Below are 18,077 nucleotides of genomic sequence, written 5' to 3'. Positions count from 1 at the left end.
AGCGTGCGAAACACGGACGGGTTCGGCTGCCGATCGACAACCCTCGCCGCTACTTTTCCTGACTTTTCATTATTTGTCGTACGGCTGCCCTACGCTCCGGAAACGTCGATCAACGGAGAGGGTGGAGCATGACCGCGCGGAGCACGTACCTGGAACTGTCCGAGGACGGCGGGAGCTCGCACAAGTTCTACGAGGTGGTGCTCGACGGGACCCAGGTGACGATCAGGTACGGCCGCATCGGCGAGTCCGGCCAGTCCAAGGCATCGGCCTTCGCCAGCGTGGCGAAGGCCGAGGCGGCCGCCGCGAAGAAGATCAACGAGAAGATCCGCAGGGGTTACGCCCCCGCCGTGCAGGGGGTGCGCCAGCGCCGCACGGTCACCAGGCGCAGCGTGGAGAGCGCCCGCTCCACCGCCACCCAGGCGCCGGTGCTCTGGCGCTTCGCCAGCGGCGCGGCGGCGTTCGGCATCTTCGTCGACTCCGAGCGCTGCTGGGTCGGCAACCAGCGCGGTGACGTCTACACCGTCACCCACGGCGGCACCGTCACCGGCCGCTTCCGGCTCCCCGACGGGGTCAAGTGCATCGTCGGCGACGACTTCTGGATCTACGCGGGCGCCGACGACGGCAAGGTCTACGACCTCGGCGGCAAGGTGCCGAGGGTCGCGTACGAGATCGCCGAGGACGTCGACATCTACTGGCTGGACATCCACGACGGCGTGCTGGGCGTCTCCGACCGTGCTGGGCGGATCACCACGATCGACCACGAGGACGAGTTCCAGTGGGCGCGCAAGGGCAGGGGCGACTCGGCCTGGATGGTCCGCTGCGACGACGAGGCCGTCTACCACGGACACTCCACCGGGGTGGCCCGCTATGACGCCGCGGACGGGGTGCCGGTGTGGGAGACGCCCATCAACGGCGCGGTGCTGTTCGGCTGGCAGGAGGCCGGTTCGGTCTACGCCGGCACCTCGCGCGGCGCCGTGCACCGGCTGCGCAAGTCGGATGGCGTCAGCCAGGCGGTCTACCGCTGTGACGCCACGGTCTTCTCCTGCGCCACCGCTCCCGAAGGCCGCTACGTCTTCGCCGGTGACAATCACTCCTCGATCTACTGCTTCGACCAGGGTGGCGAGCGCCTGTGGAAGCTGGCCACCGGTTGCGGCTCCGCCTTCTCCATGCAGTATCTCGACGACCGCCTCTACATCGTGACCACCGACGGCACCCTGGCCTGCATCGACGTGGGCGAGGAGGCGATCAGGGCGGCCCAGGGGGGCAGCGTCCCCGAGTCTGTCGACGTCAAGGCGTCCGCCGGACTGGCGGTGGTGGAGCCCACCACCGTGCTGGAGACCGTGGTGCTCGACACGGTCTCGCACACCGGCGAGGGCGTGGTGGTGGAGTGCTTCCGCGAGGGCGAGCGGCTCCGGGTACGGGTGGTCAGCGAGGGCTACGACACGCGGCGGAACGTGCAGTTCCCCAAGGGGGTGCGCGAGGCCGGGGCACGCTACCTCGTCGAGGGCGTCCGCTTCTCCGAGCGGGGCGGTTTCTACCGGGCCTACGGCGACATCAGGCGCCTGCTCTGACCGTGCGGCGAAGTCGGCCTCCGGCCGGTCGGGAGCCCGTCATGGGCCGAGACCGCCCGGCCCATGACGGGGGTGGTCAGGCCGCCGGGACGGTCCACTTCTGGTTGGCGTTGCCGCTGCACTCCCAGATCTGCAGGCGGGTGCCGTTGGCGCTGGACTGGCCGGTGGCGTCCAGGCACTTGTCGGCCGCGGGGTTCACGATGTCGCGGGCCCCGCTGTGGACCCACTGCTGGGCGGCGGTGCCGTTGCAGTCGTAGAGCTGGATCTGCGTTCCGTTGGCGGTGCCGGCGGCGGTGACGTCCAGGCACTTGCCGAGGGCGCGGATGGTGCCGTCGGTGCCGAGGGTCCACTGCTGGGCGGAGGTGCCGTTGCAGTCGTAGAGCTGGACGGCGGTGCCGTTGGCACTGTTGGCGGCGGCGACGTCGACGCACTTGCCGCCGATGCCGGTGATCTGCCCGGTGGCGGCGGCGGCCGGTGACGCGACCGTCACCCCGGCGAGGGCGAGGGCGACGACGGTGAGCATCCCGCCGAGGGTGGTCGGGAGCGGCGTGCGACGGCGCCGGGGAGGCGACTGTCTGGCGGCCATACGCGGATTTCCTTCCGTCTTGGAGGGGGCGTGCGGGGGGCCGGACATGACGAGCGTGCTTTTTGCGAGTGGCCGTACGCGATCCGGTGGGCCTGACGTGTGGCGGCGCGCCGCTCGGCGTGTCCTGAGGTCCTGCCGCGACGGATACGGCAGGGGGAGGCGAGGTCTTGCCCGGATGGGGAGCGGTCGGCGCGCCTCGCATCCGCCAACGTCCCGCGTTGGAGAGAGCGAGTCATGGGGGGTCCCTTCACGGCAAGGTCTCGCTTGCCCGGGACCCTAGGTCAGACTTCGTTCTCTAGTCAATACAAGAGGTAAAAAAAGTCGCGCGGCCCGGCTGGCAGGCCCGTGCGAAACGCTGTGATCTGTGCGGAGGCGCGAGGCGGTGACCTGCGGAGGGGGCCGTTCCAGGGGGCGGTCCCTGTCAGAGGAATTCGTCAGGACGCCCGCGGCCCGCCGACGGGGCGAGCGGAGCACCCGAGGGTCGTGCGGCACCGGTGGCCTCGTTCGCGGAGGCCACCGGGCCTGTCTTCGTCGTGGTTCCGTGCGGCACCGGCGGCCGCCGACGCCGAGGGTCTCTTACGCGCCGTCCGGATCATCCGGTACGGATCAGGGGCGACCGCCGGAGCCGTCGAGCCCGGCGCGGCGCAGGGCGTCGGCCATCGCACCGCTCGGCGCGTTACGCTGCCGGCCCCCGCGGTCCTGCCGCTGCCGGTCGCCGCGTGCCTGCCCGCCGCTCTGCCCGTCGCTCTGCCCGCCACCCCGCCTGCCGCCGTCGCCCTGGCGCTGACCGCCACCGCCCTGCTGGTCGCGCTGGTCGCGCGGTCCTCGCGGGCCGGACGGCTTGACGTCGTCATCCAGGCGCAGGGTGAGCGAGATGCGCTTGCGGGGGATGTCGACGTCGAGCACCTTCACCCTGACGATGTCACCGGGCTTGACCACCTCGCGCGGGTCCTTGACGAAGTTGTGCGACAGCGCCGACACGTGTACCAGGCCGTCCTGGTGCACGCCGACGTCGACGAAGGCGCCGAAGGCGGCCACGTTGGTGACCACGCCCTCCAGCAGCATGCCGGGGGTGAGGTCGGAGAGCTTCTCCACGCCCTCCTTGAAGGTCGCCGTCTTGAAGGCCGGGCGCGGGTCACGGCCCGGCTTCTCCAACTCGGAGAGGATGTCGGTGACGGTCGGCAGCCCGAAGGTGTCGTCCACGAACTCCGCCGGGCGCAGGGCCCGCAGCACCGTACCGTTGCCGATCAGGGTGGTGATGTCACCGCCGGTGCTCTGCAGGATGCGCCGCACCACCGGGTAGGACTCCGGGTGCACGCTGGAGGTGTCGAGCGGGTCGTCGCCGCCGCGGATGCGCAGGAAGCCCGCGCACTGCTCGAAGGCCTTCGGGCCGAGCCTGGCCACGTCCTTCAGCGCCTTGCGGGAACGGAACGGGCCGTTGGCGTCGCGGTGCTGGACGATGTTCTCGGCGAGCCCGGAGCCGATGCCCGAGACCCGGGTGAGCAGCGGTGCCGAGGCGGTGTTGACATCGACGCCGACCGCGTTCACGCAGTCCTCCACCACCGCGTCGAGGGAGCGGGAGAGCTTGGTCTCGGCGAGGTCGTGCTGGTACTGGCCGACGCCGATCGACTTGGGGTCGATCTTGACCAGCTCGGCCAGCGGGTCCTGGAGCCGCCGGGCGATCGACACGGCGCCGCGCAGCGACACGTCCATGCCGGGCAGTTCCTGCGAGGCGAACGCCGAGGCGGAGTAGACCGAGGCCCCGGCCTCCGACACCACGACCTTGGTCAGCCCGGGGACCAGCTTCACCAGCTCGCCCGCGAGCTTGTCGGTCTCGCGCGAGGCGGTGCCGTTGCCGATGGAGACGAGCTCCACGTCGTACTTCTTCGCCAGCGCGGCGAGGGTGGCCAGCGACTGGTCCCACTGGCGGCGCGGTTCGTGGGGGTAGATCGTGTCGGTGGCCAGCACCTTGCCGGTCGCGTCGACCACCGCGACCTTCACGCCGGTGCGCAGCCCCGGGTCCAGCCCCATGGTCGCGCGGCTCCCCGCGGGCGCGGCGAGCAGCAGGTCGCGCAGGTTCGCGGCGAACACGCGGACCGCCTCCTCCTCGGCGGCCTGCCACATGCGCGTCCGCAGGTCGATGCCGAGGTGGACGAGGATGCGGGTGCGCCAGGCCCAGCGGACCGTGTCGGCCAGCCACGCGTCGGCGGGCCTTCCCCGGTCGGCGATGCCGAAGCGGTGCGCGACGCGGCCCTCGTAGGTGCCGGTGGGCTCGGGCTCCGGCTCCAGGGTGAGGGTGAGGACCTCCTCCTTCTCCCCCCGGAACATCGCCAGGATCCGGTGCGAGGGCAGCTTGGTGAACGGCTCGGCGAAGTCGAAGTAGTCGGAGAACTTGGCGCCCTCCGCCTCCTTGCCCTCGCGGACCGCCGCGACCAGGCGCCCCTTCGTCCACATCCGCTCGCGCAGTTCGCCGACCAGGTCGGCGTCCTCGCCGAACCGCTCGACCAGGATCGCGCGAGCACCGTCAAGCGCGGCGGCGGCGTCGGCCACCCCCTCGCCGACGAACGCCTCCGCAGCGGCCCGCGGGTCGACCGACGGGTCCGCCAGCAGACCGTCGGCGAGCGGTTCGAGCCCCGCCTCCCTGGCGATCTGCGCCTTGGTCCGCCGCTTGGGCTTGTAGGGAAGGTAGATGTCCTCCAGGCGGGCCTTGGAGTCGGCCGCCATGATCTGTGCCCGCAGGGCGTCGTCGAGCTTGCCCTGGCCTTCGATCGATTCCAGGATCGCGGTGCGCCGCTCCTCCAGCTCCCGCAGATAGCGCAGCCTCTCCTCCAGAGTGCGCAGCTGCGTGTCGTCGAGCATCTCGGTGGCTTCCTTGCGGTAGCGGGCGATGAACGGCACGGTGGCGCCGCCGTCGAGCAGGTCCACCGCCGCCCGCACCTGTCGCTCGCGCACACCCAGCTCTTCGGCGATCCGCTGATGAATAGACGTGGTCACGATCTCTCTTCCTTCTTGATGGCGGTCCCAAGCTACCGCCTCACCTCCCCGGCGGGTCGGAGAGCCGGAGGCGGGAATCACGCGAGAGCCGGAAAAGAACCGCGCACCATCATGGGCCGTACCGCGGCGGCGACGGTCGTGAGCAGGAAGCCAGGGCGATACCTCCAGGGTGGGGGCGGCCGGGTCCACTCGATGGTGGCTCCGACCGCGGTGAGGGAGCCGATCACCACCGGTTCGAGGCCCGGGTGGGGACGCTCGCGGACGCGTCCGGCCTCAGCCGACCGGGAGCGGGCGCCCGCCCCGGGGTGCCGCTAACCGCAGGTGATCTCGGTGAAGGCCGGGGGGGTGGCGGCGGCTCCCACGAAGCCGATGTCGGTGGCGGTCGCTCCCGGCCGCAGCGGCGGCTTGTCGCCCAAGGCGTGGATCATCGCGACGGGACCGCTCTGCATGTGGGTGCCGTTCCACGCCTGGGTCAGGGTCGCCCCCTGCGGCAGCATCCACTGGATGTACCAGCCGCCCAGCGGCTGCTCGCCGTCGTTGGTGATCGTCGCGGCGCCCCGGTAGCCGCCGGGCCACGACTCCACCAGGGTGACCGTCGCCCGGCACTTCGCCGCGGCCGGGAGCGCGGCCGGGGTGTCTCGCTGGACGGCCGGGGAAGGCGGTGGCGCCGAGGTGGCCTGAGGGGGGATCGGGGAGGGGAGGTGCGCCGCGGTGTGCCGGCCCTCCGGCGTCCGGCCCGCGCAGGCCGCCGCGATCAGGGTCACCGCCGCGCCGAGCGAGACGAGACCCAGCAGTTGCGCGATCTTCGTGGTGGGCGGCACGGGATTCCCTTCCGCGAGGACACGTGCCCGGTACGGACACGGCGGGGTGAGGCGGGGAAACGCGCGTGGTCCCGCCGGCGCCCGTCAGGCACCGGCGGGACCACGACCGGTTATGGGCTGGTACAGGTGACGGTCGGGGAGCCGCTGGTGCCCGAGGCGGTGAACCCGAAGGTGGTCGAGCCTCCGGCCGCTATCGTCCGGTTCCAGTCGGCGTTCTTGGCCGTGACCGCGGACCCCGATGCGGTGTACGTGCCGTTCCACAGGCTGTTTATGGCACTGCCGCTGCCGAGCGTCCACTTCGCGGTCCAGCCGTTGATGGCGGCGGAACCCGGGTTGCTCACGGTCACCTCGGCCTGGAAGCCGCCCGACCAGGAGTTGACGGTCTTGTAGGAGGCGGTGCACGCCGCGTTCCCCGGTGGTGGCGTCACGGTCGGGGTCACGGTCGGGGTCACAGTCGGCGTCACGGTCGGGGTCGGGGTCGGGTTGGTGCCCGGCCGGCCGACACCGGTCACCTCGCCGTTACCGCCGTCGAAGACCACGTCGGAGCAGTTGTAGAACGTCTCGTTGGAGTCGGAGCGCTTCCACACCGAGTAGATGATGTGGCGGCCCGTCTTGTTCGAGGGCAGCGTGGCGTTCCAGTAGTAGTGGGCGTCGTTGGTACCCGGTGAGCCGACGCTCTGCGGGTGGTCGGCCGTGTGGAAGGGCGTGCTCTCCAGGTCACCCCAGGTCAGCGCCCGGTTGGGGTTCCAGCCGTCCTTGGTGATGTAGAGGTAGAACCAGCCGGGGTGGGCGGCCCACTTGTTGTACTTGAACTGGATCGACGCGCCCGAGGTCAGGTGCGTCACCGGCCAGTCGGCGCTCGGCAGGTCGTACCCGCTGTAGCCGGGGTTGCCGCCGCTGCACGCCTGGCCGTCCGGGATGAACCCCTGGGTCCGCCCGGCGCCGTCGGACCGCAGCACGCTGAACCAGTTGTAGAGCGAGTTGGCTCCGCTCTGGGCCACCGCCGCCGAGCAGGCCGGGTTGATGGGCACGATGTTCCCCTGCGGGGAGAGGCCGTCCTGCCAGCAGAAAAAGGTCCGGCTGCCAGGCGTCATCATGGCGCCGTGCGCCGAGGCCGACTGGGGAACGAGGACGACGGCGAGCAGTGCGGTCATTAATGTGGCCACACTGGCGACAGCCATACTTCGCCATTTACTCACAGAATTACCCTCCCTTTCGAGGGGTGACGAGTAGTTGATCAATGGCGGTGAGGCGCTCACGCGAGACGGACTCTAGGTCGTCGATCCAGGGGTGTAAACGGAGCGCCTTTCCCGAGGTCCGATGACAGGCTGTCGTAGCAGGTCAGATGAGTGGAGGGCGGCTTTGTGAGATGAAAGGTTCACAGCCTGAGCGTGTTCCGGTGAGGTTTTCGCACGAGGGCTTCCGGATGGTGCGGGGAATGCCATACGGAAAACGCCGAGACCGGCCGGAACGGTGTTCCGGCCGGTCTCGGCGGCAAGGACGGACCTGGTGTGACTACAGCTTTCTCTCCGTCGCGGCGAGCTTCTCGAGCGCGGGGCCCGCGAGCCGGTACCTGTCCCACTCGTCTTGCGGTTCCGCGCCGAGCGACCGGTAGAAGTCGATGGCGGGGGCGTTCCAGTCGAGCACCGACCACTCGAACCGGTCGTAGCCGCGCTCCACGCAGATGCGGGCCAGTTCTGTGAGCAGTTCCCTGCCGTACCCGCCACGCCGGTGCTCGGGGCGGACGAAAAGATCTTCGAGGTAGACCCCGTGCGTACCGGTCCAGGTCGAGTAGGAGACGAACCAGATCGCGAACCCCGTGGCCCTGTCCCCATCGGTGGCCATGTGGCAGAACACGCTGGGGGAGGGGCGGAAGAGCGCCTCACGGAGCAGGTCCGGGGTGTTCTTGACCTGATCCGGCGCCTTCTCGTACTCCGCGAGGCCGTGGATCATGTCGATGATCGTCGGAATGTCATCCGGTGTTGCGGGGCGAATCATGCTCGCAGTCTAGGCGCGGGATACAGGGGAACCACGCCAGCAAAGCGGATTTTTGATAATAAAACATGACATATATCGCGATGTAGCTGTGCGGGTGGCTCCTCCCGTAAGTTGGCTGCTGATCGAAGTGCGGGTCGTTGAGAGAGGCGGGTCACCATGTCGACAGAGCCCACGGGGGAGCGGTTGGCGGAACTCAGGCGGGCGTTCGCGGCCATCGACGCCGACGGTGACGGATTCATCACGGAGGCGGAGTTCGGCGGGCACTTCCCCGACCTGCCCGCGGAGGCCATCGGGTCGCTGAACCGGGACGGCGACTCCGATGGCGACGGCCGATTCTCGTTCGAGGAGTTCGTCCGCCTGGTCTCCCGCGGCTGATCCGCCCGCCCGCTCTCCTCGGGGAGCGGGCGCGCCCGGCAGCCATGTCCGTGTCCACGGTCCGGCTCACGATCCCGCCGGGAATCAACGTGAGGCGATGACGCTCTCACCGGAGAGTTCGCGCACCGACTCCTCGACCGTGGAGGCGATGGGAAACGCGTCTCGCAGTTTGGTCAGATCGAGCAGGCGGCCGAGGAATCCGTGCACGCCGACGAGGCGCAGCCAGCCCTTCCGCTCGTAGGCGCGCCGCAGGCTGGTCAGCAGCACCCAGATGCCCGTGGAGTCGCAGAATTCCAGCTTCGTCGTGTCGACGACCAGGCAGACATGGCCCCGTCTCATGAACTCCGCGAGTCTCTCCTCCAGCAGGGGAGCCGATGACTTGTCCAGATCGCCGATCAGGGTCACTACGGAGAACTGCGGACGCGCGTCCACGGTGACGGAAAGCCGAGTCATATCGCCCCGCTGTCTACGGCAGTTGGAGACAGCGCCCTGTCGGGAGCCGTGCAAGGACTGGTGCCATCAGCACCACCGTACGCCCGTGGCTTGTGACAGTTCAACGGGTGACCGGGAACCGCCGGATGTCAGGACGGCGCCCGACGCGAAGCGGACCCGCTCAGGGAGGCGCCGTTTGCCCGTTCCGCCTCCGGGCAGGCCCGGAAAATGGGAACCACAGGCCCGGCAGTGCCCACGGTCAACGCGGGAGCTTCACCTCGTCGACGGCGAGGTCCTGCGCACCGAGCACAGCGAGCGGAGTCCCGACCCCGATCCGGCGGAGCGGACGATCGGGGACCTCCTCACCGCCGCCGCGGCCTTGGCCCTGTCGCCCGCGACACCCTCGGCGTACTCGGCGGTCATCCGTGAGAACCCGGTCACCGTCCGCGGGCGGGGCAGCCTGCCTTTTCACGCCCTCGCGGGGACGGGAAGGGGCAGGTCGCCCCGGTGATCGCGGAGACGGCGCAACGGCATGTCCCGCGCACGGGACTCCGTTCCATGCGTGGTTCCAGACCTTACGAGGCGGATACCGAGTTCGTGACCGGCAGCCCCGCCGTGAGCGTCTGCCGCATCGGCTTGCCGACGCCGGGCGCCGAGGTGATTCCCTCCGGCGCTTCCTGGACGTCCACCGGGTTGATCCGGCCACCGTGCTCGTCGTGGTGATCGGCGTCGGCGTCGTCGAACCACACGCCGCCGTCCGCGAGGTAGCGGAAACGGATGGGCTGCCGTGCGGGGACGGTCAGGCTCACCTGGTAGGTGCCGTTCTCCTTGCGTTGCATGGGGTGGGCGTAGGGGTCCCAGCCGTTGAAGTCGCCGACCAGTGAAACCCCTCCCCTGGCCGGGCCCTCCGCTATGGTGAAAGTCAGCTTGACCTGGCCGTTCTTGGTCGGCTTACCGCGCTTGATCACTGAAATCCTCCTGACATCACTGTCTCCGTGCGTAACGTGCCGTGATCTCGGTTGCGGAAAGACGTGAAGATCACGCCAACTACCGGGTCGCGCCGACAGGGACGTGACGCGACCGGGAGGCCGACGCTCAGTCACGGCCGAGCCGTCGATCCCATATGGATCGTTACCGCCCGTAGCGGCGGGACAACCCGGGCAGACCGACTTTTGATCGGCATCACGTCCGACCTTGACCCGAGCATGGCGGTCGGCCGATCCACGGTCGGAGACTGGTCGGGTGTCGGCCAGGATGGTGGAGTGGACATAATGCCGATCTCCCCGTCGTCACTGGTGGAGGAAGTCGCGAACCGGGTGGACGCGGAGCCTCGTGACTCCTGGGTGCGCGTCGCGCTCGACGGAGCGCCGGCGGCGCGGCCCGGGGATCTCGCCGACGCGCTGGTCGACCCGCTCCGGCTCCGCGGCCGGGAGGTGCTCCGTGTCCTCTCCGCCGACTTCCTGCGCCCGGCCTCGCTCCGTTTCGAGTACGGCAGGATCGATCCTGACTCCTTCTACACCGACTGGTTCGACTACAAAGGGCTGGTCCGCGAGGTTCTGGGGCCGCTCGCTCCCGGCCGGTCGGGGAAGGTGCTGCCCACGCTGTGGGACAGCACGATCGATCGGGCCACCCGCGCGCCCTACGTCACCGTCCCCCCAGGTGGGGTGCTGCTGCTGGCGGGTCCGCTGCTGCTGGGCAGGGGGCTGCCGTTCGACCTGACCGTGCACCTGAGGCTCTCGCCGGGCGCGCTCGCCCGGCGCACCCCGGACGAGGAGCGCTGGACGCTGCCCGCCTACGCGCGCTACGAGGCGGAGGTCGCGCCGGCGCGGGTCGCCGACATGGTCGTTCGCGTCGACGACCCGAGACATCCGGCCCTGGTCACAGCGCCGTGACCCGTCTCCCGGCGGGCGGAGCGGGAATGAGGGCCGGGCACGAAGGCGGGGTGCGTCCCGGTGGACACGCCCCGCCTTCGATCATCCAACGGCACGGTCAGGTGGCGCCTCGCCGCGTTGCCGTCGATCACCGCGGCCCGCCGCGGCTCCCTCCTCCGCCTCGCGAGGCACCACCTGACCGACCCTCGCCACGGCAAGGTCCGCGAGAGGGGGCCTAGACACCCGCGCGCGAGGGCATTCTGCCCTCGGAGTACGTGCCGTGGAGCATCTCCTGCTCCGTCGGCCGCATCTCGTCGCGGGCCTCCTCCATGCGCAGCGCGATCCCGATCCCGAAGAAGGTGGGTGCCCACTCACCGATGAAGATCCCCCACCGGTCCGCCCGGTCGATGCCTGCCTTCTCCGCCGAATTCGATGCCAGCCACGCCGCGAAGGACAGGCCGATCGAGGCGATTCCGGCGATGTACATCGCGTTGGACTTCACGCCCATTTTGTGAAGCGTACTGATCATTTCATCCCCCTGATGGTGGTTCGCTGTTATGGTTACCCTGGGGAACCACAGATAACCAAGTGTGAAGAACCGCAGGTGGGGGCATCTTGGTGCCGGTGGTCCCGGTCACTCCTTGCCGAGGCGCTTGAGGAGGTCTTCGCGCCTGGCGTCGAGTTCGTTGACGAGGATCTCCTGCTCGTCGGCCTGGTTGATCATCATTGATCGTTCGACGAGGTCGGTGGGGCCGAGCTCTCCGACCTGCCTGCGTATCTCGGCGACCTCGTTACGCAGTCTCTCCAGATCCTCTTCGACCTGCCGCAGTTCTTCCTGAAGGCTCATCTGCTGTCCATACCCCTGCTTTCGGCCTCGACTCCCGGCCGTGGCCGTCTCGCCGTGCCCGCCGATCCGGCCTCGCGCCCGCCCGGTGACGGGAACCTGACCGGCCCGGCCGGTGTACCTCCCGCATGAGACGAATCCTTATCCTCCTGGCGTTCATCGTCCCCCTGCTGGCCCTGGCCGCACCGGCGCGGGCCGGAGGCTGGGCGATCACCGTGATGGACCCGGTTCCCGCGAAGACGGCCCCGGACACGACGTACACGCTCGGCTTCTGGCTGCTTCAGCACGGCACCCACCCGTACCTGGGCGACGACCTGGGCGAGGTCGCGCTGAAGTTCACGGACGGGAAGAAAAGCCTCAAGTTTGTCGGAGTGGAGTTGAAGGAGCCCGCCCACTACGCCGCCGCGATCTCGCTGCCCAAGGGAACGTGGCAGGTGGAGGCAGTCCAGGGCTGGTTCGCGCCCTACCGGATCGGCACCCTCACCGTGCCGGGAGGGCTGGAGATCGCCCCGGTTCCCAGGGAGTTCAGGCAGTCGATCGCCGGCCAGCCGCCGCAGGAGCACTGGGGGGCGATCCGGCCGCCGGCCGTCCCCCTGGGCGATGTCGCCTCCAGCACTCCCGCCACGCCCGTCGCCGCCACGCCCGTCGCCACCCCGGCGGCGGCGCCCGCGGGGGGTGCGCCCGGCGGTATGACCACCGTGGCGGTCGTGGAGCGCGGCTCCTGGTGGCGGCCCTCGTACCTGGTCGCGGGGCTTCTGGGGGTCACCGCCCTCGCGGCGCTGGCCTACCGGGTGCGGCGGCGCTGACGACCGCGTCCTCCGCGGCCGTTCGCACGGGCAGGCGGTACGTCCGGGAAGGTGCCGCCGAGGAGGTCGTGCGGGGTGCCGGGGACCGCGCCCCGCGGTCCGAGGAGGAGTAGCCCGTTCGGCAGGGGAGCCCGTGGCACAGGGGCGTCACGGGCTCCTCACACCGGTCAGGTGGTCAGTCATCGTCCCGATCGTGGTGGTCGTCCCGGTCATCCCGGTCATCGTGGTCATCGTGGTCGTTCTTGCCGTTGGTGGCGTTGTCGTCGGCGTCGTCGTCCACGGCCTCCCGGTCCTGCTCCAGGATCGCGCCGGTGGCGGCGTCGACGTCGAAGTCGTGCTCGACGTCGCCTTCGCGGAGCTCGACCTCCCAGTTGGCGGGAGTCTCGTCGCCGTCGAACTCGACCTTGACGAGCTTGGCGCCGGGCACCTTCTCCTGAGCGATCCTGACGGCCTCGTCCCGTGAGACCTTGGCCTCCGCCTCGCCGGGCGCGGGGGTGCTCTCGGCGTCGGGCGTCGGATTCACCGGCGCGGGAGTCGTCGCCGTGCCGCTGGGGGCCGGGGTGGGCGTCGTGGTTCCGGCGGAGGCGACCGCGCCACCTCCGGCGATGACGGCGAGAAGTCCGGTGGCGGCGATGGTGAGTTTCGTGGTGTTTCGCATGTCCCCGAGCCTGCCGGGTGCCCCGTTAGCGCCACGCTGCGCCAACCCTAAAAGCAGGTTAAGGTCCGCCGGTCGGTTCAGCGGGTGGTCTCGCCCTCGGAGGGGGAGAGCAGGCCGAGTTCCTCCGGGTCCACGGTGACGGTCACGCTCTCCCAGCACCTCCAACCCGGGTACGTGGGGGAGAGCAGTACCGCGGCCGGCCGGGGTGTCCCGCACGACGACACCTGCGACCTCGCCTTGGGCCGGTAGCCTCCGTGAGGTTTCGGACACGGGGCCTGAGTCGGAAAATGAGCTGTCAAGGAAGATCTGTCTATGTATGCACATGCGATTGCAAATGCATACGCAAGTGCGTCCTAGCAAGACTGTGAGATTCGCACCGTATATGTGACACTGTGGCACCGTAGGAAGGTGCGACAGGGAGCCGATATGGCCAGACAGACCGCCGAGGACGGTGGTGCGCAGAGCGGTGTTCTCACCTACGCGGGGGGTGCCGGCCCCACCATCCTGCGCATTCTTCTCGGTGCCCAGCTGCGGAGGCTGCGCGTCGCCAAGAACATCACCCGCGAGCAGGCCGGCTATGCCATCCGCGCCTCCCACGCCAAGATCAGCCGGCTGGAGCTCGGGCGAGTCGGTTTCAAGGAGCGCGATGTCGCGGATCTGCTGACGATGTACGGGGTGACCGATACCGAGGAAAGGGCCCCGCTGCTGACACTGGCCCGTCAGGCCAACGCGCCCGGCTGGTGGCACAAGTACGGCGACCTGCTCCCCAACTGGTTCGAGGTCTACGTCGGGCTCGAAGAGGCGGCCTCGACGGTCCGGACCTACGAGGTGCAGTTCATCCCCGGCCTCCTGCAGAGCCCCGAATACGCGCGGGCCGTCATCATGCTCGTGCACGGCGGCGCCTCGGCGAGCGAGGTCGACCGCCGGGTCTCGCTCCGTATGGCCCGTCAGCAGCGGCTGACCAGGCCGGACGCTCCGACGCTCTGGGCGGTGATGGACGAGGCCGTGCTGCGGCGGCCCATCGGCGGGCCCCAGGTGCTGCGCGTCCAGATAGACCACCTGCTCGAAGCCGTCGAGTTGCCCAACGTCAAGCTGCAGATCATGCCGTTCGACCGGGGCGGCCACGCCGCGGCGGGCGGTCCGTTCTCCATCCTGCGTTTCCCCGAGCGGGACCTGCCCGACGTGGTCTACATGGAACAGCTCACCAGCGCCCTCTATCTGGACAAGCTCGACGAGACCGACCACTACATGCAGGTCATGGACCGCCTGTGCATCCAGGCGTACTCCCTCGCCGAGAGCCGGAGGTTCCTGGAGGACCTTCGCGAGGAGCTCTCGGGCTGATACGGGACTGCAGCGGCCGTTCGCCGGTGGGTTCCGGGGGGATGCGCTGCCCGAGAGTTTGGGGCCGTCCTAATTGTCGATCAGATGATATGTCGTTTCATGATCTGAAATGCTCGCCGCTCGTCTAGCATGCCGGGAAAGAGTGGTGAAGGCGAGGATATGACTGAGCACGAGCAGGTCCCGGCGGGAATCGACCCCACGGTCCCGAGTGTGGCACGTATGTACGACTACTACCTGGGAGGCAAGGACAACTTCGCCTCTGACCGGGCGGCCGGTGACAGGATCGTGGAGCTTGTCCCCAACGTGAAGGACGTGGCGCGTTCCAACCGCGCCTTCCTCGGGCGCACCGTGCGGCATCTCGCCGCCGCGGGGGTCCGCCAGTTCATCGACATCGGCGCCGGCCTGCCGACGCAGGAGAACGTGCACCAGGTCGTCCTGCGCGAGGCGCCCGACTCCCGGGTGGTCTACGTCGACAACGATCCCATCGTGCTCGTGCACGCCCGCGCGCTGCTCGCCGACAACCCGCAGACCACCGTGCTCTCCGGGGACCTGCGGGAGCCGGATGCGATCCTGGATCACCCCGAGGTCCGCGAGCGCATCGACTTCGACCAGCCGGTCGCCGTCCTCATGGTCTCCATCCTGCACTTCGTCGCGGATGACAAGGAGGCCGCCGACATCGCCACCTCCTTCGGGCGGCGGCTGGCCTCGGGCAGCCACGTGGTGATCTCTCACGTTACCTCCGGCGACCTCAGCGAGGAGCAGGTCCGCCAGGGCCGTGGTGTCTACGGCACGACCACCGCGGGCGGTGTCTTCCCTCGTACCCTCACCCAGATCCGCGAACTGTTCGACGGGCTGGAGGTCCTCGAACCCGGTCTGGTGCCCGTCTACGACTGGCGGCCCGACCTCAGCGACGTCGTCATCCCGCCGGGAGCCGGCGCCGTCACGGTGGGCGCCGTCGGACGGGTTCCCTGACCGGCGATCCGTACCGTTCCCGGACGGCCGGCATCGTCCGGGGACGCCTCCACCCGGCGGGCGGTGAACTTAGTTGACACATTCGTGCCAGTCCGGTGTCGTCAGGAACGTACGCGTGATCGCCGCGGCGATCCTCGCCCTGTCGTTCGCCCTCGCCTGCAGCGCGGGCCGGCCCGCGGTTCCCTCCGTCGCCGCGGCGACCTGCACCTGACCGGCCACCGGGTGAGCCCCACCCCCACACCGCCCGCCGGGTGAGAGCCGGGGCTCGGCCCGTGCCGGGCATGCCCGCCTGGCACGGGCCGAGGCCGCCGTACCGCCCGGATGCCGGGTGTGTCAGCCATCCGGAAGGGCGAACTTTATCCCTGAATGAAATGGATACGGCATTGCCTGCGGATTCGTCGGTCCGTAGCATCCGTCACATGTCCATCACGCGTGAGTTCGCCTATGCCTCGCCCTCGCGTCCCGCTGACGGCGAGTGCGTGTGGTACCGCTCCAAGGGTGACGTCTACGACCTGATCCGTACGGGCAGTGACGGGGACTTCCGGTATCACGCCTTCCACGCCCGTGACGGCCGCTATCTCCAGGCGTTCGCCTCCTGGCAGGACGGCATGGAATGGATCAGGGAGCGCGTCGAGGACGAGTAGGGCCGCCCGCCGCGGACGCGTCGGGTACGAGGCGCAACGCCGGGCGCTGGTCGGGCAGGTCGAGCAGCTCACGCACCCGGGAGACCGGCCAGGCCAGCTGGGCGGCGAGCCGCTCCATGGTGAGGCCGGTCTCGCCGACGGCCAGGTCGAAGGCCTGGCGCAGCAGCACGGGCTGCTCGCCGGGGTAGCCGCTGATCGGCTCGGCGGCGAAGCCCGGCTGGTCGCGGAGCGTCTTGAGCCGTTGGTAGGCGCGGCTCGCCGCCGAGTCGGAGATCAGGCCGACCTCGCGGCAGCGGTACAGCAGGGAGTCGACGGACACGCCCCAGGTGCGCTTGAGCTCGACCAGCCTGCGCAGGTCGAGGCGGCCGGGCAGTTCGGGCAGGATGCTGTCGCGCGGGGTGAGGAACTCGGCGGCGAAGACGTCGGCCTCGCGCTCCTGCTGGGTGTCTCCCGAGGCCGTGTCACCGTGCAGCACCAGATGGCCCAGCTCGTGGGCGGCGGTGAAGCGGTAGCGGTGGATGTCGTCGAACCGGTTGGCGGTCAGCACCACGATCGGGCGCGGCAGCTGGGAGGTGGAGAAGGCGTCCACCGTGGTGGCGTCCTCGTCCGGCGGAGGGAGGACCACGACGATCCCCTGCGCCTCCATGTGCCGAACGACGTGCGACAGCGGGCCGGTGCCCAGCCGCCAGAGCCGTCGCAGGGCACGGGCGGCCTGGACGGGGTCGCGGGGCAACTCGACGCCGGAGTGGACCTCGCCGCCGGAGAAACCGGGAAGGGCCACGTCCGGCAGCCTGACCTGCTTCTCCAGGGCGTGAGCCAGCTCCCAGACCTGCTCGACGAAGGCCGCGGCCTTGGCGCGCTGGTGGGCACGGGTGGAGCGCAGGCTCCTGAAGTGCGCCATGGACCCGTCCAGCTTGCCGTGCGGGCGGCCGAGCAGGAAGAACGCCGGTGGCACGCCGAGCACGTCGGCCAGGCGGGGAACGAGCTCGGGGCGTGGACGGGTCATGCCCGTCTCGTACTGCCCCACCGCCGCGGGGGTGACGCCGATCCGCTCGGCCAGGTCCTTCTTCGTCATCCCCGCCAGCTGCCGCGCCTGGGTCAGTCGCGCCTGGTCGAACGCGTCGGTGACGGCCTGCGGGCTCGGACCGCCCTCGGCGACGCCGGACAGGGGGGTCTGGTTACGGTTGCTCATTGTCGCCGGTGACCGCGGTTTCCTCTGGTGCCTCACTACCTACGGGGAAGATCTTGCCATTCTTCCGCTCGGCTGAAGACCGCGTGCTCAGTGCGAGGTCGGGCAGGAGGCCGCCGTCGAAACGCGACGCGGCACCGGGCTCCGTCGCCCACAGGCCGCTGAGGGGACCTGTGGAGGCGGACGGCAACGGGATCGGCTCGTGGTGCAGCCAGCGGATCCTGCCGAACTCGTCGACGAGCTCCGCCTCGCCCCAGTAGAGCCGCAGCAGGCCGGCCTGCGCGTTGCCCGCGTAGGCGACCGGGACCAGCCGGGTCTCGTCGGGCAGTCCGGTGAGCGCGGGGCGGACCGTGGCCGGACCGTCCGCCCCCGCGGACAGGTCCAGCTCCTCCTGGGCACCTTCCCCGTCGAGCGCCAGGTCCAGTTCCTCCTGGCGGTAGGAGGTCGCCGGGCCGAACCGGTCGAACAGCTCGCGGACCAGCGAGGAGATGCGGCCGTCGCTGATCCGGGCCTCGGAGATCGGCGTGCGGTCGTCCTCGGCGTAGCGGAACGGCAGCAGCAGGTTGCCGCCGAGCACCACCAGGTGGTGCGCCGAGCCATGCGGCCTGACCAGCCGGAAGCCCGGCTCGTCACGCAGTCCCTCGGCGAGCGCCTCGTAGCGCCTGGCCATCATGGTGAAGCCGTAGGTGTACCGCTTGTCGCTGTGCGCGGAGCTCTGCGCGTCCTGCGCGTTGCCCATCGCCTCAAGCAGCGAGGCGGCCAGCTGCCGCCGTACGATCTCGGCACGCTCGCCGAACCGTTCCCTCGCCCAGCCTGACCCCGCCTGGCCCGGCGACGACGACCCCCTGCCCATCGGCGACCTCCGCTCACGCTTCGCCCGGTGTCAGACGCTCACCGCCGACACTTCATTTCCGTGCATCGTACTCCCGCTGTGACTCTATTTGATGTTGTCCATCCCTCGCGTCGCCGGCGGCC

The 18,077-nt window shown here is 69.9% G+C and carries 22 protein-coding genes; 9 read left to right on the top strand and 13 right to left on the bottom strand.

Features of this window, described 5'->3' with window-relative positions; genetic code table 11:
- The first annotated feature begins 128 nt into the window (after window positions 1-128).
- The gene (locus ACQP0P_RS37200; RefSeq protein WP_433364570.1) at window positions 129-1,571 is read left to right on the top strand and encodes a WGR domain-containing protein; all 1,443 of its coding nucleotides are present in this window, start codon (window positions 129-131) and stop codon (window positions 1,569-1,571) included.
- Between the two features lie 76 nt (window positions 1,572-1,647).
- On the opposite strand, the gene ACQP0P_RS37195 is transcribed toward ACQP0P_RS37200, so the two are convergent.
- The 5 genes from ACQP0P_RS37195 to ACQP0P_RS37175 form a co-directional block, all read right to left on the bottom strand.
- A complete protein-coding gene (locus ACQP0P_RS37195; protein WP_433364567.1) occupies window positions 1,648-2,157 on the bottom strand; it encodes a ricin-type beta-trefoil lectin domain protein in 510 nt (169 codons plus the stop codon).
- A 606-nt stretch (window positions 2,158-2,763) separates the two neighbouring features.
- The gene (locus ACQP0P_RS37190) at window positions 2,764-5,151 is read right to left on the bottom strand and encodes a Tex family protein (protein ID WP_433364564.1); all 2,388 of its coding nucleotides are present in this window, start codon (window positions 5,149-5,151) and stop codon (window positions 2,764-2,766) included.
- A 311-nt stretch (window positions 5,152-5,462) separates the two neighbouring features.
- Window positions 5,463-5,972 (bottom strand): cellulose binding domain-containing protein, encoded by a 510-nt coding sequence (locus ACQP0P_RS37185; RefSeq protein WP_433364561.1) that lies wholly within the window; start codon window positions 5,970-5,972, stop codon window positions 5,463-5,465.
- Between the two features lie 110 nt (window positions 5,973-6,082).
- The gene (locus ACQP0P_RS37180) at window positions 6,083-7,126 is read right to left on the bottom strand and encodes a lytic polysaccharide monooxygenase auxiliary activity family 9 protein (protein ID WP_433364558.1); all 1,044 of its coding nucleotides are present in this window, start codon (window positions 7,124-7,126) and stop codon (window positions 6,083-6,085) included.
- 361 nt (window positions 7,127-7,487) lie between these two features.
- Window positions 7,488-7,970, bottom strand: a complete 483-nt coding sequence (locus tag ACQP0P_RS37175; protein WP_433364555.1) for an N-acetyltransferase family protein — start codon at window positions 7,968-7,970, stop codon at window positions 7,488-7,490.
- Window positions 7,971-8,126: 156 nt separating this feature from the next.
- Here ACQP0P_RS37175 and ACQP0P_RS37170 point away from each other — a divergent pair, with 156 nt between their 5' ends.
- Window positions 8,127-8,345, top strand: coding sequence for an EF-hand domain-containing protein (locus ACQP0P_RS37170; RefSeq protein WP_433364552.1), 219 nt, complete (start codon window positions 8,127-8,129; stop codon window positions 8,343-8,345).
- Between the two features lie 84 nt (window positions 8,346-8,429).
- Here the strand turns inward: ACQP0P_RS37170 and ACQP0P_RS37165 are convergent, their stop codons facing one another.
- Window positions 8,430-8,798: an STAS domain-containing protein gene (locus ACQP0P_RS37165; protein WP_433364549.1), complete on the bottom strand. Its 369-nt coding sequence runs from the start codon at window positions 8,796-8,798 to the stop codon at window positions 8,430-8,432.
- Between the two features lie 175 nt (window positions 8,799-8,973).
- Here ACQP0P_RS37165 and ACQP0P_RS37160 point away from each other — a divergent pair, with 175 nt between their 5' ends.
- A complete protein-coding gene (locus ACQP0P_RS37160; protein ID WP_433364546.1) occupies window positions 8,974-9,288 on the top strand; it encodes a hypothetical protein in 315 nt (104 codons plus the stop codon).
- A 64-nt stretch (window positions 9,289-9,352) separates the two neighbouring features.
- On the opposite strand, the gene ACQP0P_RS37155 is transcribed toward ACQP0P_RS37160, so the two are convergent.
- Window positions 9,353-9,745 (bottom strand): isoamylase early set domain-containing protein, encoded by a 393-nt coding sequence (locus ACQP0P_RS37155; RefSeq protein WP_433364543.1) that lies wholly within the window; start codon window positions 9,743-9,745, stop codon window positions 9,353-9,355.
- 303 nt (window positions 9,746-10,048) lie between these two features.
- Here ACQP0P_RS37155 and ACQP0P_RS37150 point away from each other — a divergent pair, with 303 nt between their 5' ends.
- Complete coding sequence (locus ACQP0P_RS37150; RefSeq protein WP_433364540.1) at window positions 10,049-10,669, top strand: uridine kinase; 621 nt, start codon at window positions 10,049-10,051, stop codon at window positions 10,667-10,669.
- Window positions 10,670-10,883: 214 nt separating this feature from the next.
- Here the strand turns inward: ACQP0P_RS37150 and ACQP0P_RS37145 are convergent, their stop codons facing one another.
- The gene (locus ACQP0P_RS37145) at window positions 10,884-11,156 is read right to left on the bottom strand and encodes a hypothetical protein (RefSeq protein ID WP_433364537.1); all 273 of its coding nucleotides are present in this window, start codon (window positions 11,154-11,156) and stop codon (window positions 10,884-10,886) included.
- A gap of 126 nt (window positions 11,157-11,282) precedes the next feature.
- Entirely contained in the window at window positions 11,283-11,495 is a 213-nt protein-coding gene (locus ACQP0P_RS37140) for a hypothetical protein (protein WP_433364534.1), read from the bottom strand.
- A gap of 125 nt (window positions 11,496-11,620) precedes the next feature.
- Between ACQP0P_RS37140 and ACQP0P_RS37135 the strand changes: the two genes are divergently transcribed.
- Window positions 11,621-12,298 (top strand): hypothetical protein, encoded by a 678-nt coding sequence (locus tag ACQP0P_RS37135; protein ID WP_433364531.1) that lies wholly within the window; start codon window positions 11,621-11,623, stop codon window positions 12,296-12,298.
- A 175-nt stretch (window positions 12,299-12,473) separates the two neighbouring features.
- Here ACQP0P_RS37135 and ACQP0P_RS37130 read toward each other — a convergent pair whose 3' ends face one another.
- Together ACQP0P_RS37130 and ACQP0P_RS37125 are read right to left on the bottom strand one after the other, a co-directional pair.
- Window positions 12,474-12,956: a PepSY domain-containing protein gene (locus ACQP0P_RS37130; protein WP_433364528.1), complete on the bottom strand. Its 483-nt coding sequence runs from the start codon at window positions 12,954-12,956 to the stop codon at window positions 12,474-12,476.
- 77 nt (window positions 12,957-13,033) lie between these two features.
- Window positions 13,034-13,180 (bottom strand): hypothetical protein, encoded by a 147-nt coding sequence (locus tag ACQP0P_RS37125; protein WP_433364525.1) that lies wholly within the window; start codon window positions 13,178-13,180, stop codon window positions 13,034-13,036.
- 202 nt (window positions 13,181-13,382) lie between these two features.
- Between ACQP0P_RS37125 and ACQP0P_RS37120 the strand changes: the two genes are divergently transcribed.
- The 4 genes from ACQP0P_RS37120 (at window position 13,383) to ACQP0P_RS37105 (ending at window position 15,913) form a co-directional block, all read left to right on the top strand.
- Window positions 13,383-14,297 carry a helix-turn-helix domain-containing protein gene (locus ACQP0P_RS37120; RefSeq protein WP_433364522.1) on the top strand — a complete coding sequence of 305 codons (915 nt, stop codon included), beginning with the start codon at window positions 13,383-13,385 and terminating at the stop codon, window positions 14,295-14,297.
- A 159-nt stretch (window positions 14,298-14,456) separates the two neighbouring features.
- Complete coding sequence (locus ACQP0P_RS37115; protein ID WP_433364519.1) at window positions 14,457-15,269, top strand: SAM-dependent methyltransferase; 813 nt, start codon at window positions 14,457-14,459, stop codon at window positions 15,267-15,269.
- A 73-nt stretch (window positions 15,270-15,342) separates the two neighbouring features.
- Window positions 15,343-15,480, top strand: a complete 138-nt coding sequence (locus ACQP0P_RS37110; RefSeq protein ID WP_433364516.1) for a hypothetical protein — start codon at window positions 15,343-15,345, stop codon at window positions 15,478-15,480.
- A gap of 208 nt (window positions 15,481-15,688) precedes the next feature.
- Window positions 15,689-15,913, top strand: coding sequence for a hypothetical protein (locus ACQP0P_RS37105; RefSeq protein WP_433364514.1), 225 nt, complete (start codon window positions 15,689-15,691; stop codon window positions 15,911-15,913).
- On the opposite strand, the gene ACQP0P_RS37100 is transcribed toward ACQP0P_RS37105, so the two are convergent.
- Window positions 15,888-17,105 (bottom strand): helix-turn-helix domain-containing protein, encoded by a 1,218-nt coding sequence (locus ACQP0P_RS37100; RefSeq protein WP_433364511.1) that lies wholly within the window; start codon window positions 17,103-17,105, stop codon window positions 15,888-15,890. The two genes, ACQP0P_RS37105 and ACQP0P_RS37100, sit on opposite strands and share 26 nt — an antisense overlap.
- Window positions 17,092-17,955 (bottom strand): hypothetical protein, encoded by an 864-nt coding sequence (locus ACQP0P_RS37095; protein WP_433364508.1) that lies wholly within the window; start codon window positions 17,953-17,955, stop codon window positions 17,092-17,094. Before ACQP0P_RS37095 ends, ACQP0P_RS37100 begins: the two co-directional genes overlap by 14 nt.
- Window positions 17,956-18,077 lie beyond the last annotated feature (122 nt).

Source organism: Streptosporangium sp. CA-115845, from assembly GCF_050943795.1.
Classification (GTDB): Bacteria; Actinomycetota; Actinomycetes; order Streptosporangiales; family Streptosporangiaceae; genus Streptosporangium.
This window is presented reverse-complemented; position numbering and strand designations above follow the sequence as displayed.

Coding starts and splice junctions, on each gene's coding strand:
- ACQP0P_RS37195 (WP_433364567.1), bottom strand. CDS start 2,157: ATGGCCGCCAGACAGTCGCCTCCCCGGCGCCGTCGCACGCCGCTCCCG.
- ACQP0P_RS37165 (WP_433364549.1), bottom strand. CDS start 8,798: ATGACTCGGCTTTCCGTCACCGTGGACGCGCGTCCGCAGTTCTCCGTA.
- ACQP0P_RS37105 (WP_433364514.1), top strand. CDS start 15,689: ATGTCCATCACGCGTGAGTTCGCCTATGCCTCGCCCTCGCGTCCCGCT.
- ACQP0P_RS37120 (WP_433364522.1), top strand. CDS start 13,383: ATGGCCAGACAGACCGCCGAGGACGGTGGTGCGCAGAGCGGTGTTCTC.
- ACQP0P_RS37095 (WP_433364508.1), bottom strand. CDS start 17,955: ATGGGCAGGGGGTCGTCGTCGCCGGGCCAGGCGGGGTCAGGCTGGGCG.
- ACQP0P_RS37175 (WP_433364555.1), bottom strand. CDS start 7,970: ATGATTCGCCCCGCAACACCGGATGACATTCCGACGATCATCGACATG.
- ACQP0P_RS37145 (WP_433364537.1), bottom strand. CDS start 11,156: ATGGGCGTGAAGTCCAACGCGATGTACATCGCCGGAATCGCCTCGATC.
- ACQP0P_RS37135 (WP_433364531.1), top strand. CDS start 11,621: ATGAGACGAATCCTTATCCTCCTGGCGTTCATCGTCCCCCTGCTGGCC.
- ACQP0P_RS37140 (WP_433364534.1), bottom strand. CDS start 11,495: ATGAGCCTTCAGGAAGAACTGCGGCAGGTCGAAGAGGATCTGGAGAGA.
- ACQP0P_RS37180 (WP_433364558.1), bottom strand. CDS start 7,126: ATGACCGCACTGCTCGCCGTCGTCCTCGTTCCCCAGTCGGCCTCGGCG.
- ACQP0P_RS37130 (WP_433364528.1), bottom strand. CDS start 12,956: ATGCGAAACACCACGAAACTCACCATCGCCGCCACCGGACTTCTCGCC.
- ACQP0P_RS37150 (WP_433364540.1), top strand. CDS start 10,049: ATGCCGATCTCCCCGTCGTCACTGGTGGAGGAAGTCGCGAACCGGGTG.
- ACQP0P_RS37200 (WP_433364570.1), top strand. CDS start 129: ATGACCGCGCGGAGCACGTACCTGGAACTGTCCGAGGACGGCGGGAGC.
- ACQP0P_RS37115 (WP_433364519.1), top strand. CDS start 14,457: ATGACTGAGCACGAGCAGGTCCCGGCGGGAATCGACCCCACGGTCCCG.
- ACQP0P_RS37170 (WP_433364552.1), top strand. CDS start 8,127: ATGTCGACAGAGCCCACGGGGGAGCGGTTGGCGGAACTCAGGCGGGCG.
- ACQP0P_RS37100 (WP_433364511.1), bottom strand. CDS start 17,105: ATGAGCAACCGTAACCAGACCCCCCTGTCCGGCGTCGCCGAGGGCGGT.